The sequence below is a fragment of the Streptomyces aureocirculatus genome, from assembly GCF_000720475.1.
Lineage (GTDB): Bacteria > Actinomycetota > Actinomycetes > Streptomycetales > Streptomycetaceae > Streptomyces > Streptomyces aureocirculatus.
Genome location: NZ_JOAP01000004.1, coordinates 43858 through 58804, shown reverse-complemented (window position 1 = coordinate 58804; position 14947 = coordinate 43858). Strand labels below are relative to the sequence as shown.

The following is a 14947-nucleotide window of genomic DNA, read 5'->3' as shown; positions in this document are numbered from 1 at the left end:
GAGGCGAAGAGGCACGAGGAAGCGGCACGAGGAATCGGCACAGAGGAGAAGGGGATGCCATGCGAGCAATCGTGATGCACGGTGCCGGCGACGTACGCGTCGAGGAGGTGCCCGACCCGAAGATCCAGCATCCCGGGGACGCGGTGGTGCGGGTGCTGCGCGCGAGTATCTGCGGCAGCGACCTGTGGCCGTACCGCTCCATGCCGGTCTCGGAGGAAGGCACGCGCATAGGTCACGAGTTCCTCGGCCTCGTCGAGGAGACCGGAACCGAGGTCGACGGACTGCGCCGAGGAGACATCGTGGTCGCGCCGTTCGTCTGGTGCGACAACACCTGCGACTTCTGCCAGGAAGGACTGCAGACCTCCTGCCGCCACGGCGGCCTGTGGGCCGCGGACGGCGTCGACGGCGGCCAGGGCGAGGCCGTGCGGGTCCCGCAGGCGCGAGGCACACTCGTCAAGCTGCCGACTGGCGCGGACACCGCGCTGCTGCCCTCCCTGCTGACCCTGAGCGATGTCTTCCCCACCGGCCACTACTGCGCGGTGACCGCGGGCGTGAGCGCCCGCACGACCGTGACCGTCATCGGCGACGGCGCGGTCGGTCTCTGCGCGGTGTTGGCCGCGAGGCGGCTCGGCGCGGAGCGCATCATTCTGATGGGCCGCCACCTCGGCCGCACGGGCCTTGGGCGCACGTTCGGCGCCACCGACGTGGTCGCCGAACGCGGCGCGGAGGGCGTCGAGCGGGTCCACGAGCTGACCGGCGGCGACGGCACTCACACGGTGCTGGAGTGCGTCGGCCTCACCGAGGCCGTCGAGACGGCGTTCGCCGTCGTCAGGGACGGCGGAGTGGTCAGCCGGGTCGGTGTACCGCAGTACGAGCAGGTGGCGTCGGGCACCCGCGACTTCTTCCGGAACATCACCCTCACCGGCGGCGTGGCTCCTGTCCGCGCGCACATCGACGAACTGCTCCCGGATGTGCTGGAGGGCCGCGTCGAACCCGGCAAGGTCTTCGACCACACCACCGGTCTCGACGAGGCCCCCGACGGCTACCGCGCGATGGCTGACCGCGAGGCTCTGAAGGTCCTCATCACTCCATGACCCGACGCCAGCGCCGCTCTGTCGTCCGATGGCGTCGGGCGGCACCGCGAAGGCCCGCGTCACGAAAGCGCTGCCGCGTCGTGGCTCTGGAAACCAGGCTGGGGAGGGCAGTTCCATGGCCGATTGCCCACATGTGCTCACAGTGAGTGACCACCGCACCGAACTGGCCGAATGATCCGCGTCTCGGAGGCCGTCACCGAAGTACCCGTGCCCGCCCGAGCGCGGAGGCTCAACGCGGCCCCTGCACACCATCAGCACGCCGGGACTTGCTCAACTTGCACACCGCACAAGGGGCTTTACGGTGACGTATCGCCGGGAGATGGTGCGGCATCGGCACCCACGAAGAAGACCGTCACAGGGCATCCCGCCAACTTGACGGCGCCGATGGATGGTCTCGCTGTCCGGCCCGCGGCCCCCACCGGTGAGGAGGAAGCGCTGTGCGGCCAGTTCGGGCGGGTTCGGCGACGAGCTTGGCGCGCTCGTGGTGAGCGGTCGTGCACGTGGCTGCGAGCGTCCGAGCCATGGGCGGCGCACCGTCCGGGTGCCGCGGCCGGCGGGTCCGGTCACGCATGGCGACGCTCGCCCGCCCCATGGCCGAAACCTGCACCCGAACAACCGAACAATCTTGGGATTCTCTGGTCATGCGCCTCTCCAGGCACTTAAGTACCTGTCAGGCATTCGCACTAGCCAAGGGCGACGCCCACAGCCGGGCGATGCGCCGGCGGTCGTCTCCGCCCTGCTCGTCAGCCCGCGCCCTGTCCTTGGCACGCCCGTGCCTCCCCGTCCCGACTGCCCGAGGGGTCCTCCACCTATGGCCGCCAGCGCACACCGTACGGTGTCGTGCTCAGTGAAGGCGCCCAGGCCGTCAAGACGCCGCGCGCAGAAGTGCCGGCCGAAGGCGTACGGCGTGCCGCTACAGGCGCCGGCCGGCCGAAGGGGGCACTGATGGCGGGTTCGAGCCCGGCAGGCCGAGACACAGAGCTCTATGCGGCCGTGCAGGACATCCGGGCGGGTTACTGGATGCAGATGCGGCAAGTGCTGGCCCGGACGGGAAGCTGGCCACAGTGGACATCCCGCACGCAGGTGCTGGGGGTCGCCGCGGCCCAGACCAACGTCGTGGAGCTGTGGCTGAAGGAGGAACCGGAGAGCCTCGCGGCCCGGGTGATGTACGCCAGAGTCGCCACCGAACGGGTGCTGCAAGCCCACCGCAGGCACTGGGCGCACGACTCCCGGCAGGCACGGGACCTGGAGAAACTGGCAGACCGGGCCCGGCAGGCGTGCCACAGGGCGGCCGAGGAGAACCCCCACGACTCGGTGCCCTGGATCTGCCGCCTGGCCCTGGCCGAAACGGACACATCGGAACACTACCCGGAGCATCACATGGCTCCGCCACCGCACGAGTATCTGCTGCCTCGCGGCCCATGGGGACTCCTCGGGGAAGTGCACCGACGAGATCCGTTCAACCGCGAGGCGTGGCACCGCATGTCCCAGGCGCTCCAGGCCCGCCCAGGTCCCGCGGGCCGCCAGGCAGTCGCGGTGGATTTCGCCCGCTGGACGGTCTCTTTCGCTCCGTCCGACTCACCACTGCTTCTGCTGCCCCTCTACGCCCGTGTGCAGGAGCACCGGGAGCGACGGGACAGAGGCGCCGAGGTCGCGCTGAACCTGCTGTGGACCAGAGAGGACACCACCCGAGCCATTACGCGAGCGTTCGAGGGCTGGTTCCAGCAGTGCGATCCGGCTGCCAGTTCCCAGCAGGATCTCAACTACCTCGCCTACACCTTGACCAGGGGCGGCTTCCCCCGGTGGGCGACCGAAGTGTTCGACGCCATCGGTGACTTCGCCACGCCCGCCCCGTGGCAGTACGACGCCCGGCACCCCAAGGACCAGTGGCGGAAGGCATTCGAGGAGGACCGCGACGCCTGCCTGAGATCCCACCCGCGGCACACGGGAAAACACCCATGACTGCCGGTTCGGCCCCGCGGGCGGGCGCCGCCAACGACCCGCCGACGGCCCGGCAGCCACCCCGCCTGCACCCCTTCTTCCAGCTTTCCTGTGCGGAGAACCAATGACTTCGGCAAGAACAGAGCACCAGCAACCGAACGCGGCCAACGACGACGGGGAGGACGCGCGCATCCTCCAATCGCTGGGCTACACCCAGCAACTGCACCGCCGGATGGGGGCGTTCGGCAACTTCTCCGCGTCCCTGTCGGTCATCTCGATCATGTCGGGGACCTTGCTGCTGTTCGGCTACGGCCTGAACTCGGGAGGCCCCGCGGTGATCACGTGGGGGTGGCTCGCTGTCGGGCCGCTGGTGCTGTGCCTGGCCGCGTCCCTGGCGGAGATCACCTCCCGCTACCCCACCAGCGGCGGCCTGTACTACATGGCCCGCCAGCTCGGAGGCGAGCGGTGGAGCTGGTACACCGGCTGGCTGAACCTCCTGGGCCTGCTCGGCGGAATCGCCGCCCAGGACTACGGCATCGCGACGTTCACCGCCGCGTGGATGAACCTGCAATTCGGTTACACGCCGACCCCGGGCTCCCTCCTTGCCCTGTACGCGGTCATCCTCGCGCTGCACGCCGTCCTGAACCTCTTCGGCACCCGGCTGATGAACATCCTGACGTCCCTGAGCGCGTGGTGGCACCTGGCAGGAGCCGTCGTCATCATCGGTTCCCTGGCGCTCGCCCCGTCGCACCACCAGTCGGCCGGTTTCGTCTTCTCCGAGTTCACCAACAACACCGGCTGGAGCGCCCCGGTGTACGTGATCCTGCTGGGCATGCTCCTTCCTGTCTTCGCCCTGGCCGGTTACGACACCTCAGCCCACTTGAGCGAGGAGACCAACCACGCCTCCGTCGCCGCGGCCCGCGGGGTCTTCCGCTCGGTGGCGGTGTCCTGGATCGCCGGCGGCATCCTGCTGACCACGTTGCTCTTCGCCATCCAGGACTACACCACGACCCTGGACAGCCCGACCGGCGTACCCGTGGCACAGATCCTCCTGGACGCGCTCGGCATGGCGGCGGCCAAGGCCCTGCTCCTTGTGATCATCGTGGCCCAGTTCCTGTGCGGCTACACCGTGACCGCGAGCGCCAGTCGGATGATCTACGCTTTCGCCCGGGACGGTGCCCTGCCCGGGTCCGCGCTCTGGAAGAAGGTCAGCCGCCGCACCGCCATCCCCGCCAACGCGGTCTGGCTCGCGGTCGCCGTGGCCTTCGTACTTGCGCTGCCGTCCTTGTACTCCACAACGGCGTTCTCGGCGGTGACCGCCATCTCGGTGGTGGGATTCACCTCGGCGTACGCCATCCCGGTGCTGCTGCGCCTGCTCCACCGCGACCGATTCACCCCAGGACCCTGGCACCTGGGCCGCTGGAGCCGGCCGATCGGCTGGGTGGCGGTGGTGTGGGCGGCTGCGGTCACGGTGCTGTTCCTGTTGCCGCAGAGCAGCCCGGTCACCGCCTCCACCTTCAACTACACTCCCGTCGCCGTAGTGGTGGCCTTCCTCATAGCCGCCCTGTGGCGGCGTTTCGGAAGCGGCTCCTACCACGTGCCACGCTCAAACTCCCCCACCGACGACAAGCAGTTCGAAGGCATCATTTGATGACGGTGACACCGCGTGCCGCAAGTGCGGTTCCCAGCGGCCCGAAGGCGCCGGAGCCGCCAGCGCCGCTCGCTCCCGGCCCCGAGGCCCCAACGAGCTCGTCGACCTCTACGACCCCAACAACCCATGGGAGTACGGTGCCTGCAATCACGGAGTCCATCGAATCGGCACAGCAGCTCGCCGTGGCCTGGCGTGCCCTGGTGCTCGACCGCGACGCGGACGCGGATGTGCGCGACCTCCCCGGCATCGCCGTCCGCTGGGCCGACTGCCGGTTCGCGTTCTACAACTGCATCACCCTGACCGACCCGGGAACAGGAGCGGATCTCGTCGCACAGCGCCTGCGCGAGACGGCGGACATCATGCGCGCGAAGAAACACCCGGGCTTCCTGTGGCTCTTCGAGGACCTCCTGGACGACGAGGCGCGCGCCGCGCTGGCCACGGCGGCCGAGCAGGCAGGTCTGCAGTACGCCTTCCCCGGCAGGGGCATGGCCGGAGACCTGCTGCCGATCCCCGAACCGGTCCACCCCGACCTGACGTTCGTGCGCGTACGCACCGACGAGCATCTGCGGGCCTACGCGGACCTCCAATCACGCGCATACGGGCTCTCCTTGGAGGAGAGCCGCGACGGCTTGGTCGGGTCCGCGCACTGGAAGAGTGAGATGTACGCCTACCTGGGTATGCGGGGCGACGTCCCGGTGGCGTGCGCCGCTACGGTCGAAGCGGAAGGGCGTCTCTTCGTCGCCTTCGTCGCCACCGACCCGCAGTGGCAGCGCAGGGGCTACGGCGAGGCGGTGACGCGCAAGGCGCTGTACGAGGGAGCCCGCGCCACCGGGCTGACCCGCGCCACTTTGCACGCGACCGTCGCCGGGGCCCCGGTGTATCCGCGTATCGGTTTCACACCGAACTCACCGATCCACTTCTACTGCCTGAAGGAGTGAGAGCCTGCTCCCACCCGGCGTGCCGCCCTGGTCCCCGTGCGGTGACCGGCGCGCGACTCGTCGTGCGCTGGAACCACCCAGGGGCCCGGTAGCGTTCATGGGGGAAACGGCATGTGAGCGACGCGGCGTTGGAGCTCTTCGGCTGCTCCGGTCAGGCCTCTCACACGATCGAAGGGAACGCAGTGGGTCCCCATGAGAGCAACCTGCAAACCGACGGACAGACCCAAGGATCCGTTTCGGAGTCGACGGCCGGCCTGCCCCACAGCGCGTACATCAAGGCCGTGGTCGAGGCACTCGAAGCCGCCCACCTCCGCGTTCGTGGACGCCCCCGGGCCTGGGGGTGCCCGGACAAGGACTCGCACGGCTATCTCTACGCAGAGATCAGGGTCGATCCACACCCGGAGCATGACCGCGGCGGGCCGTCCGTGCCGCCGGGTGGCGAGTGGCCCAACGGTCTGGACCTGATCTGGAGATGGCTGGCAGACGGCCCGGAGAGCGGGCCGCTCTGGCAGTGCAGTGAGCCCAACGACGACGGCAGCCTGGCGCGTGAGCATGCATTGCCGGTCGGCGGTTGTGCCGCACCGGCCGCCGTCGCTCGCGCCGCGGTCGAGATCGGTCTCAGCAGGCAACCCGAAACGGGTACGGACCGGCGCTCCCTGCCCGACGGCACCGGCGACATCATCGACGGCTCCTGGGACCAGGCCGATGTGCTGATCGCCGCGTGCACGGCATGGTTCACCCGCTGAAAAGGGCCTGGCTCGGGCGTCGGCTGTAGCGGTCGCCGGATCCGAACTCACCCCGCGATGGGGGATCTCAGAGAAGGAGGGACACCGAGGCAGACGGGGCGTGCAAACCGGGATGCCGAGCCGGGTCACGTGCCATCGGGGTGGCCCTGCCGAGATCTGCAGGTGCCCGGCCTGCAAGGCTGCCCGGCATGCACCCTCAGCCAGACCCATGTGATCGGACCCCGCGAGGTGTCCGCGCGCTCCCACGCGGAATCGATGCCCCGGATGGGCTCGATGTCCCGGGCGGACTCGACGTCCCGGACATCCACGGCGCGCTGGAGACCCACATCACCGTGGAGAGCCCCGAAAGCGGCGTCGGCCCACTGGCGCGCTGGGCGCACGCACGGGGCCTGGGGTTCACGCACATCGTCCTCGCCCGCGGAACGACGCGGTCGCAGCCCATGGTGAACCTGCGCGGCACCGGTGGCCTGACCGCCCAGCTCGATGCCTCCGGGCGGGTCGTGGACGACCTCGCGCGGGCGGAGTTCCGCGCGGTACGCGTCAAGGTAGAGGCGGCGCCCTGGGCGGCTGGGGTGCCACGCCACGACGCGGAGGCAGCACGAGCGGGCAGCGGCCCCTACTTCGAACACCACGTGAAACTGCGCCTGCCGGCCGGTCACGACCGCGGCGCGCTGGCGGCCCTTGTCGCCCCGCATCGCGCACACCTGTCGTGGAACGCACGGCGTACGCGAGCCGACGGCAGGGAAGAACGGTTCGTCACGCAGCGGTGCCATGGAGTGGGCCGGGCGACCGCGACGGACCTGCTGGCGGCTCTGCTCGCGGATCTGGCGGATGCCCACATCCTCGAAGTGGAACGCGAATACGTCCTGTACGACACCAACCTCAGCCTCGACGACGGCTGGATGGACCTGGAGACCGCGTCATGACCACTCCGAGCGGATCATCACCACCACCGCCCCCGGACGAAGCCCCCTGGACGCGGCTGTGGGCCGTCCGCCGCGATGTGCCGCACACCGAGCCCGGCGAGGACGTACGGCACCGGCAGAGCCTGCCGCGCACCCTGCTGCCCGCCCCGCACGGCATGGCCCAGCCCCTGGTCTTCGAGCCCGCCCTGAAGCAGTACTCCAACGCCTACCGCGCGGGCGAACCCCGCTTCCCCGACGAGGAGTCCGCGCGTGGCTGGCGCCGCGCCCGCCACAGCGCCCTCGACACCGTGCTCGCCGCGATCGCCGACGGCCCCTGGGGCGACCATCTGGTCCTGCGCGGCAGCGTGCTCCTGGCCCACTGGTGCGGAGACGCGGCCCGCGACCCGGGCGACCTCGACTTCGTCGTCGTACCGAAGGACCTGGCGATGGACGATCCACGTACGGTGACGCTGTTCGACGACATCGCCCGAGACGCCGAGGCCGCATCCGCGGAGGGCCCGGTTCACATCGACGGCACCGGGGCGGTCACGGAGGACATCTGGACCTACGACCGGGTGCCGGGCCGCCGCATGCTGCTGCCTTGGACGGCGGCGGGCACGGCGGGCGGCACGGTCCAACTCGACGTCGTCTTCAACGAGACGCTGCCCACGCCCGGCCGACGCACCGCGCTCGGTCCGCTCGGCGACGGTCCGGGCTGTCGCGTACTCGCGGTGTCCCCGCAACTGTCCCTGGCGTGGAAACTGCTATGGCTGACCACCGACACGCACCCCCAGGGCAAGGACCTCTACGACGCGGTCCTGCTCGCCGAACACACCCCGCCCGACTACGCGACGGTACGGGCCGCCTTCGTACACGGAGGCGAGGACGGGCTGCGGCCTCCGGACTCCGACTGGATGGCCAGGATGTGCGTGGCGGACGAGTGGGAGCACTTCGAGGCGGAGTATCCCTGGGTGACCGGCGGGCCCGCGCCGTACGAGGACCGGCTCGCCCGTGCACTGGCGCCGCTGCTCACAGAGGTGATCAGGCCCGGTGGGAGCGCCTACGCGCGCACGGTGCGCTGGCTTCACCCACTGATCGAGGAGAGCCGCGCGGGCGGGGCTCCGGACCCGGCGCGGGCGCTCGGGTATCTGGCCGGGAGCGGCAGGGACGGCCTGGTGGCCGCCGTCGTGATCCTTCGCGAAACGGTGGGCCGCGAGGTGATCGATGTGGAGGAGGCCCTGGCGGCGGTGCTCACCGGGCACCCCGCGTGGCAGTTCTGGCGGCAGGACCCGCGCCGGGGGAGGGCCGCGCTGGGAGACCTCCTGGACGGCACGGAACCGGCGGACCCCAGCCCCTGAGGCCCCGCCGGGTTTCCGCTCACGGCACAGGGAGCGCGCTCACGACGCGTGGGCGACGGCTCTGTCCTCCGGAGCTGCACGCGAAGCCGGGCCGGAGACGGGGCGTCGGCCGAGGAACCTATGGGGTGTGTACCGCATCGAGCAGCGGCTCGCCGCGCCGCCCGGAACGTACCGTGCTGCGCACGACAATCTCCTTGAAAGCCGCCGCGGCGCGCCCTGTCAGGACGAATCTGCGCGGACGGTCGTCGGCGTGGGTGAACTGGACGACACCGTCACGCCGGCCAAGGCTGATGTTGGTGAAGACGTACCCGATACGAACAGGCCCGGGTTCCCGGCCCGTCAGGCGAGCCGCGACGACATCGGCCACGCCCCGGCCCATGGGCAGGGCCGCCTGGCAGGACATGCGGCTCGGTGTCCCGCTCACCGACATCCCGGCAGCCGCGTCGCCGACGGCGTACACCTCGGGGTGAGAGACCGAGCGCAGGGTGGCGTCGACGAGCATCCGCCCGTTCTCATCCGTGGCGAACCCCGCCGCGCGGGCCGGCTCCGGCGCACGGAACCCGGTGGCCCACACCACGGCGTCAGCGGCGAACGACGCGCCGTCGCGGGTGTCCAAGCCGTCCTTGCGCACCGCCGCGACAACGACCCCCGGGTGAACCGAGACGCCCAGCCGGTCCAGAGCGCGCCGCAGGTGGGTCCGGGCCCGCGGTACGAGCCCGGCACCGACGTCATCGCCACCGGTCAGCAGCCGGACTCGCAGCTCGGGATAGCTCTCGGCCAGTTCGGAGGCGGTCTCCAAGCCGGTAAGACCGCCGCCGACCACCGCGACAGTGCCGCCGGACGCAATCTCGGCGATCCGGTACCGCAGCCGCGTCGCCTGCTCCAGACCGGCGACAGTGTAGGCGTGCTCGGCCACCCCGGGAACATCGTCGAGCCGCGCCTCGCTGCCCACCGCGTACACCAGGGTGTCGTAGCCGATCGCTCCGGGCGCGACGTCCATGCGCACGGTCCGGCCGGCGGTGTCGATCGCGGTCACACGCCCGACGACGAGTTGGACCGGTGTACCGCTGAGCTGTTGCCGCAACGACGGCGCCGCCCATCGCTGCCCGGCGGCCAGTTGATGGAGCCGGACCCGTTCCACGAACTGGTCAGAGGCATTGACCAGGGTGACGGTGACATCGCTGTGGCGCAGCTTGTGAGCGAGGCGCTCGGCCGCCGGCAGACCGGCGTAACCGGCGCCCACGACGACGATGCGATGGCTCATGGCATGACTTCCTCTCTGAACTGCGGTGGCCTGCACCGCCACCTCGGACAACCAGTCTCCGTCAGCAGCGATAGCGTGCGTGGCACGATGATCCATTCACCTCGTGCCTGGGCACTTGAACAAAACGATCGCCGCGTCGTCTTCGCCTCCGGCACCGAGGCGACGATGTTCGCCGAGTCCCGCCCGTTCCGCGTCGCCCAACACCAACTGCCCGCGTGGAAAGCCGTGCTGCCGATCGGCGGCCACGCCCGACTCCTCCAGCCGGGGCGGCCCCTGGTGGCGGCGCCCGGGCTGGTCGTTCCGCCCCAACTGACCCACGCCTGTGCGGCGACCTCGCCGTACATCGCCCTGTTCGTCGACTCCTGGCTGCTGCCCTCCTGCCCGGAGCCGATACGGCTCGATGCCGGCCAGGTCCGCCGCCTGCTCGCCGCGCTCGGCACCACCGATTCCGACGGCCCCGACATCGGTGTGGATCTGGCCGCCGGATACACCGAGTTGCGGGCACTCGCCGGGCACCCGGCCCCACTCGATCCGAGAGTCGCCCACGCCGTCCACCTGTGCACGCTGCACGCTCCGGCCCTGCCCACCGCCTCCCTCGCTGCCACCGCCGCCATCGCCTCCATCGCCAACGAGGTCGGCTTGTCGCCCTCACGGCTGCGCGCCCTGGTCCGGCAGGACGTGGGCATCGCGCTGACCCGCCTGCGCAAATGGGGGCGGCTCCGCACCGCGATCGCCGACCTGCCGGATTCGACCGCTGCCCTGGCCGCAGCCACCGCAGGCTTCGCCGACCAGGCTCACCTCACGCGTACGGCGCGGGACTTCACCGGGCGTACGCCTGCCTCTTTGCGCCGCGTGCAGCAGCCGCAGGCCGCGGGCCTCGAGGGTGTGGGGCTCGGACCGTGAGATCAGGGTTGTTCAGGTTGTCTGCCTCTTGAATGCTGCCTTCAGTGCGAGGTTGTTGTTCACAGTGAGGTAAGGCTGGACCGTCAGGACTCCGCCGGGGACCGCGTGCCGGGCGGTGGGGAAGATGTCGATGCCTGGGTGCGTCGCGCTGTCGCCGGAGAGACGGGCGGGCCGGACGCCGGGGCCCGGCGTGTCGTACGGGGTGAGCTGGATGTCCCATACCGCGTTGCGGCCGCGGTGGTGCTCGGCCAGGAGGTGCAGGGGCAGGTCGGCGCGGAAGGCGTCGGTTTCGTCGGTGTGACAACGGGTGTGGACGCAGAGGTCGTTGCTGCCGCGTAGGCGGGCCGTGAGCTGGTAGTCGTGGGCGCGGACGTGGGTGCCGTGCAGGGTGCCTTCGACTGCGATGCCGTCCGGGGTGGTGGTGACGGTGCGGAGTTCGGCGTGCTGGGGGCGGTGCCAGGCGCGCAGCGCCAGGTAGCCACTCTCGGTGACGTACGGGATGACGCCGGCTGAGCCCGCTCCGGACGGGTGCGGTACGGGGGAGCCGAGGAGGCGGCTGGTTTCCACCAGGCCGGCGTGGACGCGTCGGATGCGGCCGTCGGTGCCTTGCTGGAGGTGGACGTCCCAGCGGCCTTCGGCCAGTGGGCGGCCGCTGCGGTGGAGGCGCGGTGTCGTGGCGGTGTCGGTGTCGGCGGCGCTCTCGGGGGTGGGGCCGTGGCGGAAGGGGAGACGTATCTCCGCGCCGAGCGTCTCGTCGCGAGGTCGCAGTACCAACTGCCAGGGTCCGTGCGGGAGATCGCGGGTCGGGGTGCGGAAGAGCAGCGAGCCGTCCGTGGTGACGCGACAGTCGACCGTGGTGGGGGGCAGGGACTTGCCGAGCAGGGCGGCGACACCGAGCCGCTCGGCGAGGACTCCCGCCCGCCGGCGCAGCGGGAGGGCAGTGTGCTCGGTGCGGGGGCGCGGCGGCGGGGTGGCACTGGTGGTGAGGTGCGGGCGCAGATCGGCGATGAGTGCCTCGTACTGGCGGGCGATGTGGTCGGGGAGGTAGCGGCGGGCGGCGTGGCGGGCTGCCTCGGCCATGCGGAGGCGTTCGGTGTCGTTCTCGATGAGGCGGCACAGGGCGTCGGCCATGTTGTCCTCGACCGACCCCTGGGTGGGGACGAGGAGGCCGTCCACGCCGTGGGTGATGATCTCTCGGGGGCCGTAGTCGCAGTCGGTGGAAACGACCGGGACGCCCAGGAGCATCGCCTCGACGATGGTCATGCCGAACGACTCGGTGGAGCTGGAGACGGCGGCGATGGCGCCCTTGGCCCACTCGGTGTCGATGGGGGTGTGGGGGCCCATGAGCAGCACGCGGCCGTGCAGGCCGAGTTCGTCGATGCGGCGGTGGAGCTTCGCGCGTTCCCGGCCGCGCCCGTAGATGCGCAGGGTCCAGTCGGGGTGCTGGGCGGCGACCTTGGCGAAGGCGGTGACGAGGCGGTCGTAGCGCTTGACGGGGATGAGGCGGCCCGCGGCGACGACGGTGCGGGAGGCGCCGGTGGAGGCCTCGGCTTCGGGCGCAGGGCAGCAGTTGGGGATGTGGGTGAGCCGGGCCGGGGCGTCGGGCAGGGCGTCCCGGTAGGCGCGTGCGTCTCCTTCGGAGACGGTGACGAAGGCGTCGAGCTTGGCGATGGCGGTGTCCTGGTCGCTGCGCAGCTTTTCGCGGTGGAAGGCGTGGGTGAGGTGTTCCTGGCCGATGCGCAGGTAGGAGTCGGGGCGAGCGTGGTCGGCCAGGAAGCAGACCAGGTAGGGGCGGGTGGCGATGACGGCGTCGCTGTCGGTGGAGCGCAGAAAGTCGGCGAGCCGCTGCTCGCCGAGCCGGCTCGGCGGTGTCTTGCTCGTGTACGGGGCGTCGTGCGGGCAGACCGTGCCGAGGAGGTGTTGGTCGTTTTCGTCGCCGGCATAGTGCTGGGCGGTGGGCCGCAGGTCCACGAGGTCGTGCACGCGCACGCGGGGGCCGACGGGAAGGCTCATGCGGTCCGCGGTGCGGTAGTAGGAGACGATCTCCACCTCGTGGCGTTCGGCGAGAGCGGTGGCGAGGTTGGTCGTCGCGCGGATCGTGCCGCCGATCCCGTACGCGTTGTAGAGCAGGAAGGTGATCTTCATCGGGTGCCTCGTGGTCAGCGGTGGTCAGGGGCTCAGAAGTCGTCAATTGTGATGAAGGCGCAGGTCAGCCGGTGTCCAGCAGAAGGCAGGGCGGGCCCCACCTGGTGGCGGTGCCAGCCCCGCCACCCGGCGGGGGTGCGCACGGGACCCACGTCACTTTACACGCTCGGTGACCTCGGCGATCGTGGTCAGGCACCAGCAGCCCCCGGCGGAGGAACCGCGACCAGAGGGTCGCGTGAAGACGGTCATCGCCCCGATGAAGCTGACAAGCACGTTGAGCGGGGAACCCGGCACGAACTCGATGCCGAGGGCGGCGGCACCGGTGACCGTTGCCAAGGGGCGGCTGCCAGGTGCTGCCGTGGTCAGCGACGGGGTCCGATGCCTCGGCCTGAACGGCGAATTCCGTGTGTGCGGGCCAGTCGCCACCCCGGCGGGGGCCATGGCGCACAGGATTGTGGTACGCGAGAACGTCCCTGCGGGACGAATGCGGGAAGCCACGCGCTTTGGCCAGCATGAAATGGTTTTGCTTTCTCTTTACGTACGTGCTTGCCGTACGGGCGAGGGCATTGGATAGAGGCCACTTGTTTGCTGAGTAAGATGGCTCTGCGGCTCTGCGGGTTGTGCCTTAGTGAGAAGCGTCACGGTCCACTTCGCGGCCGCTAGAGAAACGGAATGGGCGCTGCCGGGTCTTGATATCGAGGTCAGCGCCGACCATTCGGGGCTGCGTCGACTCTGGGCCTCGGACAGGTCACACCTCGTACGCGGCACTTGAAAGGCCGACGGTCTCTACGGCTGGCATACTTTGCAGATCAGGACGGCGCGAACAGCGATTTTGGGCCAATGCTGTGAGCTTTACCGCCACGAATGCCGAACGCTATACGGGGCCTCATAGGGATCACGAAGGCCAAGGTCTCGCGTCGGCAGCTCAACCGTTGTGGCCGGCACGCGACAGAGCGACCGGCTGTCCTGCCCGGCCCGCCGCCGATCCGCAGCTCATTACGCAGCGACTCTGCCGAGATCGGCCGCTCCCATATAGCTTCCGATGCCGGCTCGGCAGGTGGTGACGGCGCGCGTGGCAGCGCGCGTCTTAACGAATGTCGGGCGGGAAAGCGTGCAAGGGGCTGATGCCGCGACGCCTCATCGGTAGTTCTGCAACAGGGCGTATCAGGCCATGCACGTCGGCATGCTGGGGTGGATGCGATGGGCCGTCATACCGTGGGCGCGGTAGCCCGGGGGTCTTCCTGCGACGCCTCGGTGGCCGAGGCGAGCCGCTGCTGCATGCGCAGATGACGGAACTCGTAGTGAGCGCCGGACCGCCGTAGCACTCCTCTGCGGTGCGCCTCGTCGAGGAACGTCATGATGCGCCAGGGCAACCGCCTCGTCAGGGCCAGCCAGACACGGGCAACGGCCAGTTGCCCCCAGGCGGTGAGCGCGAGCGCGGCGGTGCCCATCGGCACCCACATCTGCGCCGCGACATGATCCAGCCCGCCCCGCCCCGCGACGCGACGCGAACGCCCAGGCCAGGAGGACACACACCCCGCCCGTCATGACCGCCACGACTCCGGACCGGGACAGCGACGCCATGCGGTCCGTGCGCAGGATGACTTGTGGACTGGCTGCCCGGATGAGATCGGAAGGCGTACTGAGCGCACGATGGAGACCCGAAGCGGGGCCGCCGATCAACGCGATCAGGACTCCGCCCATGGCGCCGGGAGCAGGCACCGGTCGAGCGGGTGCCGCGCAGCGCTCTGAGCGAGCCAGGTCCGGGACTGCTCGGGGAGTTCCGGCAGCATGTCCACCGCATCGGCCGCGCTGTGGCCGTCGACGAGGATGCGCAGGTCGCCCTGGGCAACGCGGAAGGTCACCCGCGTGTCGAACGACTCGCACTGCTGGCCGCAGCTCGGCGGACGGCTCCCGTGCGGATACGCAGTGGGCCGGGCGCCTGCGTGTCGGTACACCAGGATGACGGCGATCTCCGTCGAGGACTCGATGGTGCGGACGC

Annotated in this window: 13 protein-coding genes; 8 read left to right on the top strand and 5 right to left on the bottom strand. The window is 70.4% G+C overall.

What is annotated here, in order from left to right; translation table 11 throughout:
* Nucleotides 1-59: 59 nt before the first annotated feature.
* The 7 genes from IG78_RS0104665 to IG78_RS51050 all read left to right on the top strand — a co-directional run bounded on the left by IG78_RS0104665 (nt 60) and on the right by IG78_RS51050 (nt 8633).
* Nucleotides 60-1094, top strand: a complete 1035-nt coding sequence (locus IG78_RS0104665) for a zinc-binding dehydrogenase (protein ID WP_030559918.1) — start codon at nt 60-62, stop codon at nt 1092-1094.
* Nucleotides 1095-2039: 945 nt separating this feature from the next.
* Nucleotides 2040-3056: a hypothetical protein gene (locus IG78_RS0104660; protein WP_030559916.1), complete on the top strand. Its 1017-nt coding sequence runs from the start codon at nt 2040-2042 to the stop codon at nt 3054-3056.
* Between the two features lie 103 nt (nt 3057-3159).
* Nucleotides 3160-4686 (top strand): amino acid permease, encoded by a 1527-nt coding sequence (locus tag IG78_RS0104655; RefSeq protein WP_030559915.1) that lies wholly within the window; start codon nt 3160-3162, stop codon nt 4684-4686.
* Nucleotides 4687-4823: 137 nt separating this feature from the next.
* Nucleotides 4824-5624: a GNAT family N-acetyltransferase gene (locus tag IG78_RS0104650; RefSeq protein ID WP_030559914.1), complete on the top strand. Its 801-nt coding sequence runs from the start codon at nt 4824-4826 to the stop codon at nt 5622-5624.
* Nucleotides 5625-5737: 113 nt separating this feature from the next.
* Entirely contained in the window at nt 5738-6370 is a 633-nt protein-coding gene (locus IG78_RS0104645) for a hypothetical protein (RefSeq protein WP_030559912.1), read from the top strand.
* Nucleotides 6371-6702: 332 nt separating this feature from the next.
* Nucleotides 6703-7296, top strand: coding sequence for a hypothetical protein (locus IG78_RS0104640; RefSeq protein ID WP_225881982.1), 594 nt, complete (start codon nt 6703-6705; stop codon nt 7294-7296).
* The gene (locus IG78_RS51050; protein ID WP_078964822.1) at nt 7293-8633 is read left to right on the top strand and encodes a nucleotidyl transferase AbiEii/AbiGii toxin family protein; all 1341 of its coding nucleotides are present in this window, start codon (nt 7293-7295) and stop codon (nt 8631-8633) included. The genes IG78_RS0104640 and IG78_RS51050 overlap by 4 nt, the downstream gene beginning before the upstream one ends.
* A 118-nt stretch (nt 8634-8751) precedes the next feature.
* Here the strand turns inward: IG78_RS51050 and IG78_RS0104630 are convergent, their stop codons facing one another.
* On the bottom strand, nt 8752-9897 hold the full coding sequence (locus tag IG78_RS0104630; RefSeq protein WP_030559909.1) for an NAD(P)/FAD-dependent oxidoreductase: 1146 nt from the start codon (nt 9895-9897) through the stop codon (nt 8752-8754).
* Nucleotides 9898-9984: 87 nt separating this feature from the next.
* Here IG78_RS0104630 and IG78_RS44805 point away from each other — a divergent pair, with 87 nt between their 5' ends.
* A complete protein-coding gene (locus IG78_RS44805; RefSeq protein WP_063760701.1) occupies nt 9985-10800 on the top strand; it encodes a helix-turn-helix domain-containing protein in 816 nt (271 codons plus the stop codon).
* Nucleotides 10801-10812: 12 nt separating this feature from the next.
* Here the strand turns inward: IG78_RS44805 and IG78_RS0104620 are convergent, their stop codons facing one another.
* The 4 genes from IG78_RS0104620 to IG78_RS0104605 form a co-directional block, all read right to left on the bottom strand.
* The gene (locus IG78_RS0104620) at nt 10813-12945 is read right to left on the bottom strand and encodes a glycosyltransferase (protein WP_030559906.1); all 2133 of its coding nucleotides are present in this window, start codon (nt 12943-12945) and stop codon (nt 10813-10815) included.
* A 153-nt stretch (nt 12946-13098) separates the two neighbouring features.
* Complete coding sequence (locus IG78_RS0104615; RefSeq protein WP_030559905.1) at nt 13099-13281, bottom strand: hypothetical protein; 183 nt, start codon at nt 13279-13281, stop codon at nt 13099-13101.
* An 872-nt stretch (nt 13282-14153) separates the two neighbouring features.
* Nucleotides 14154-14408, bottom strand: a complete 255-nt coding sequence (locus IG78_RS43855; protein WP_051852367.1) for a hypothetical protein — start codon at nt 14406-14408, stop codon at nt 14154-14156.
* Between the two features lie 225 nt (nt 14409-14633).
* The gene (locus tag IG78_RS0104605) at nt 14634-14810 is read right to left on the bottom strand and encodes a hypothetical protein (RefSeq protein WP_157855757.1); all 177 of its coding nucleotides are present in this window, start codon (nt 14808-14810) and stop codon (nt 14634-14636) included.
* Nucleotides 14811-14947 lie beyond the last annotated feature (137 nt).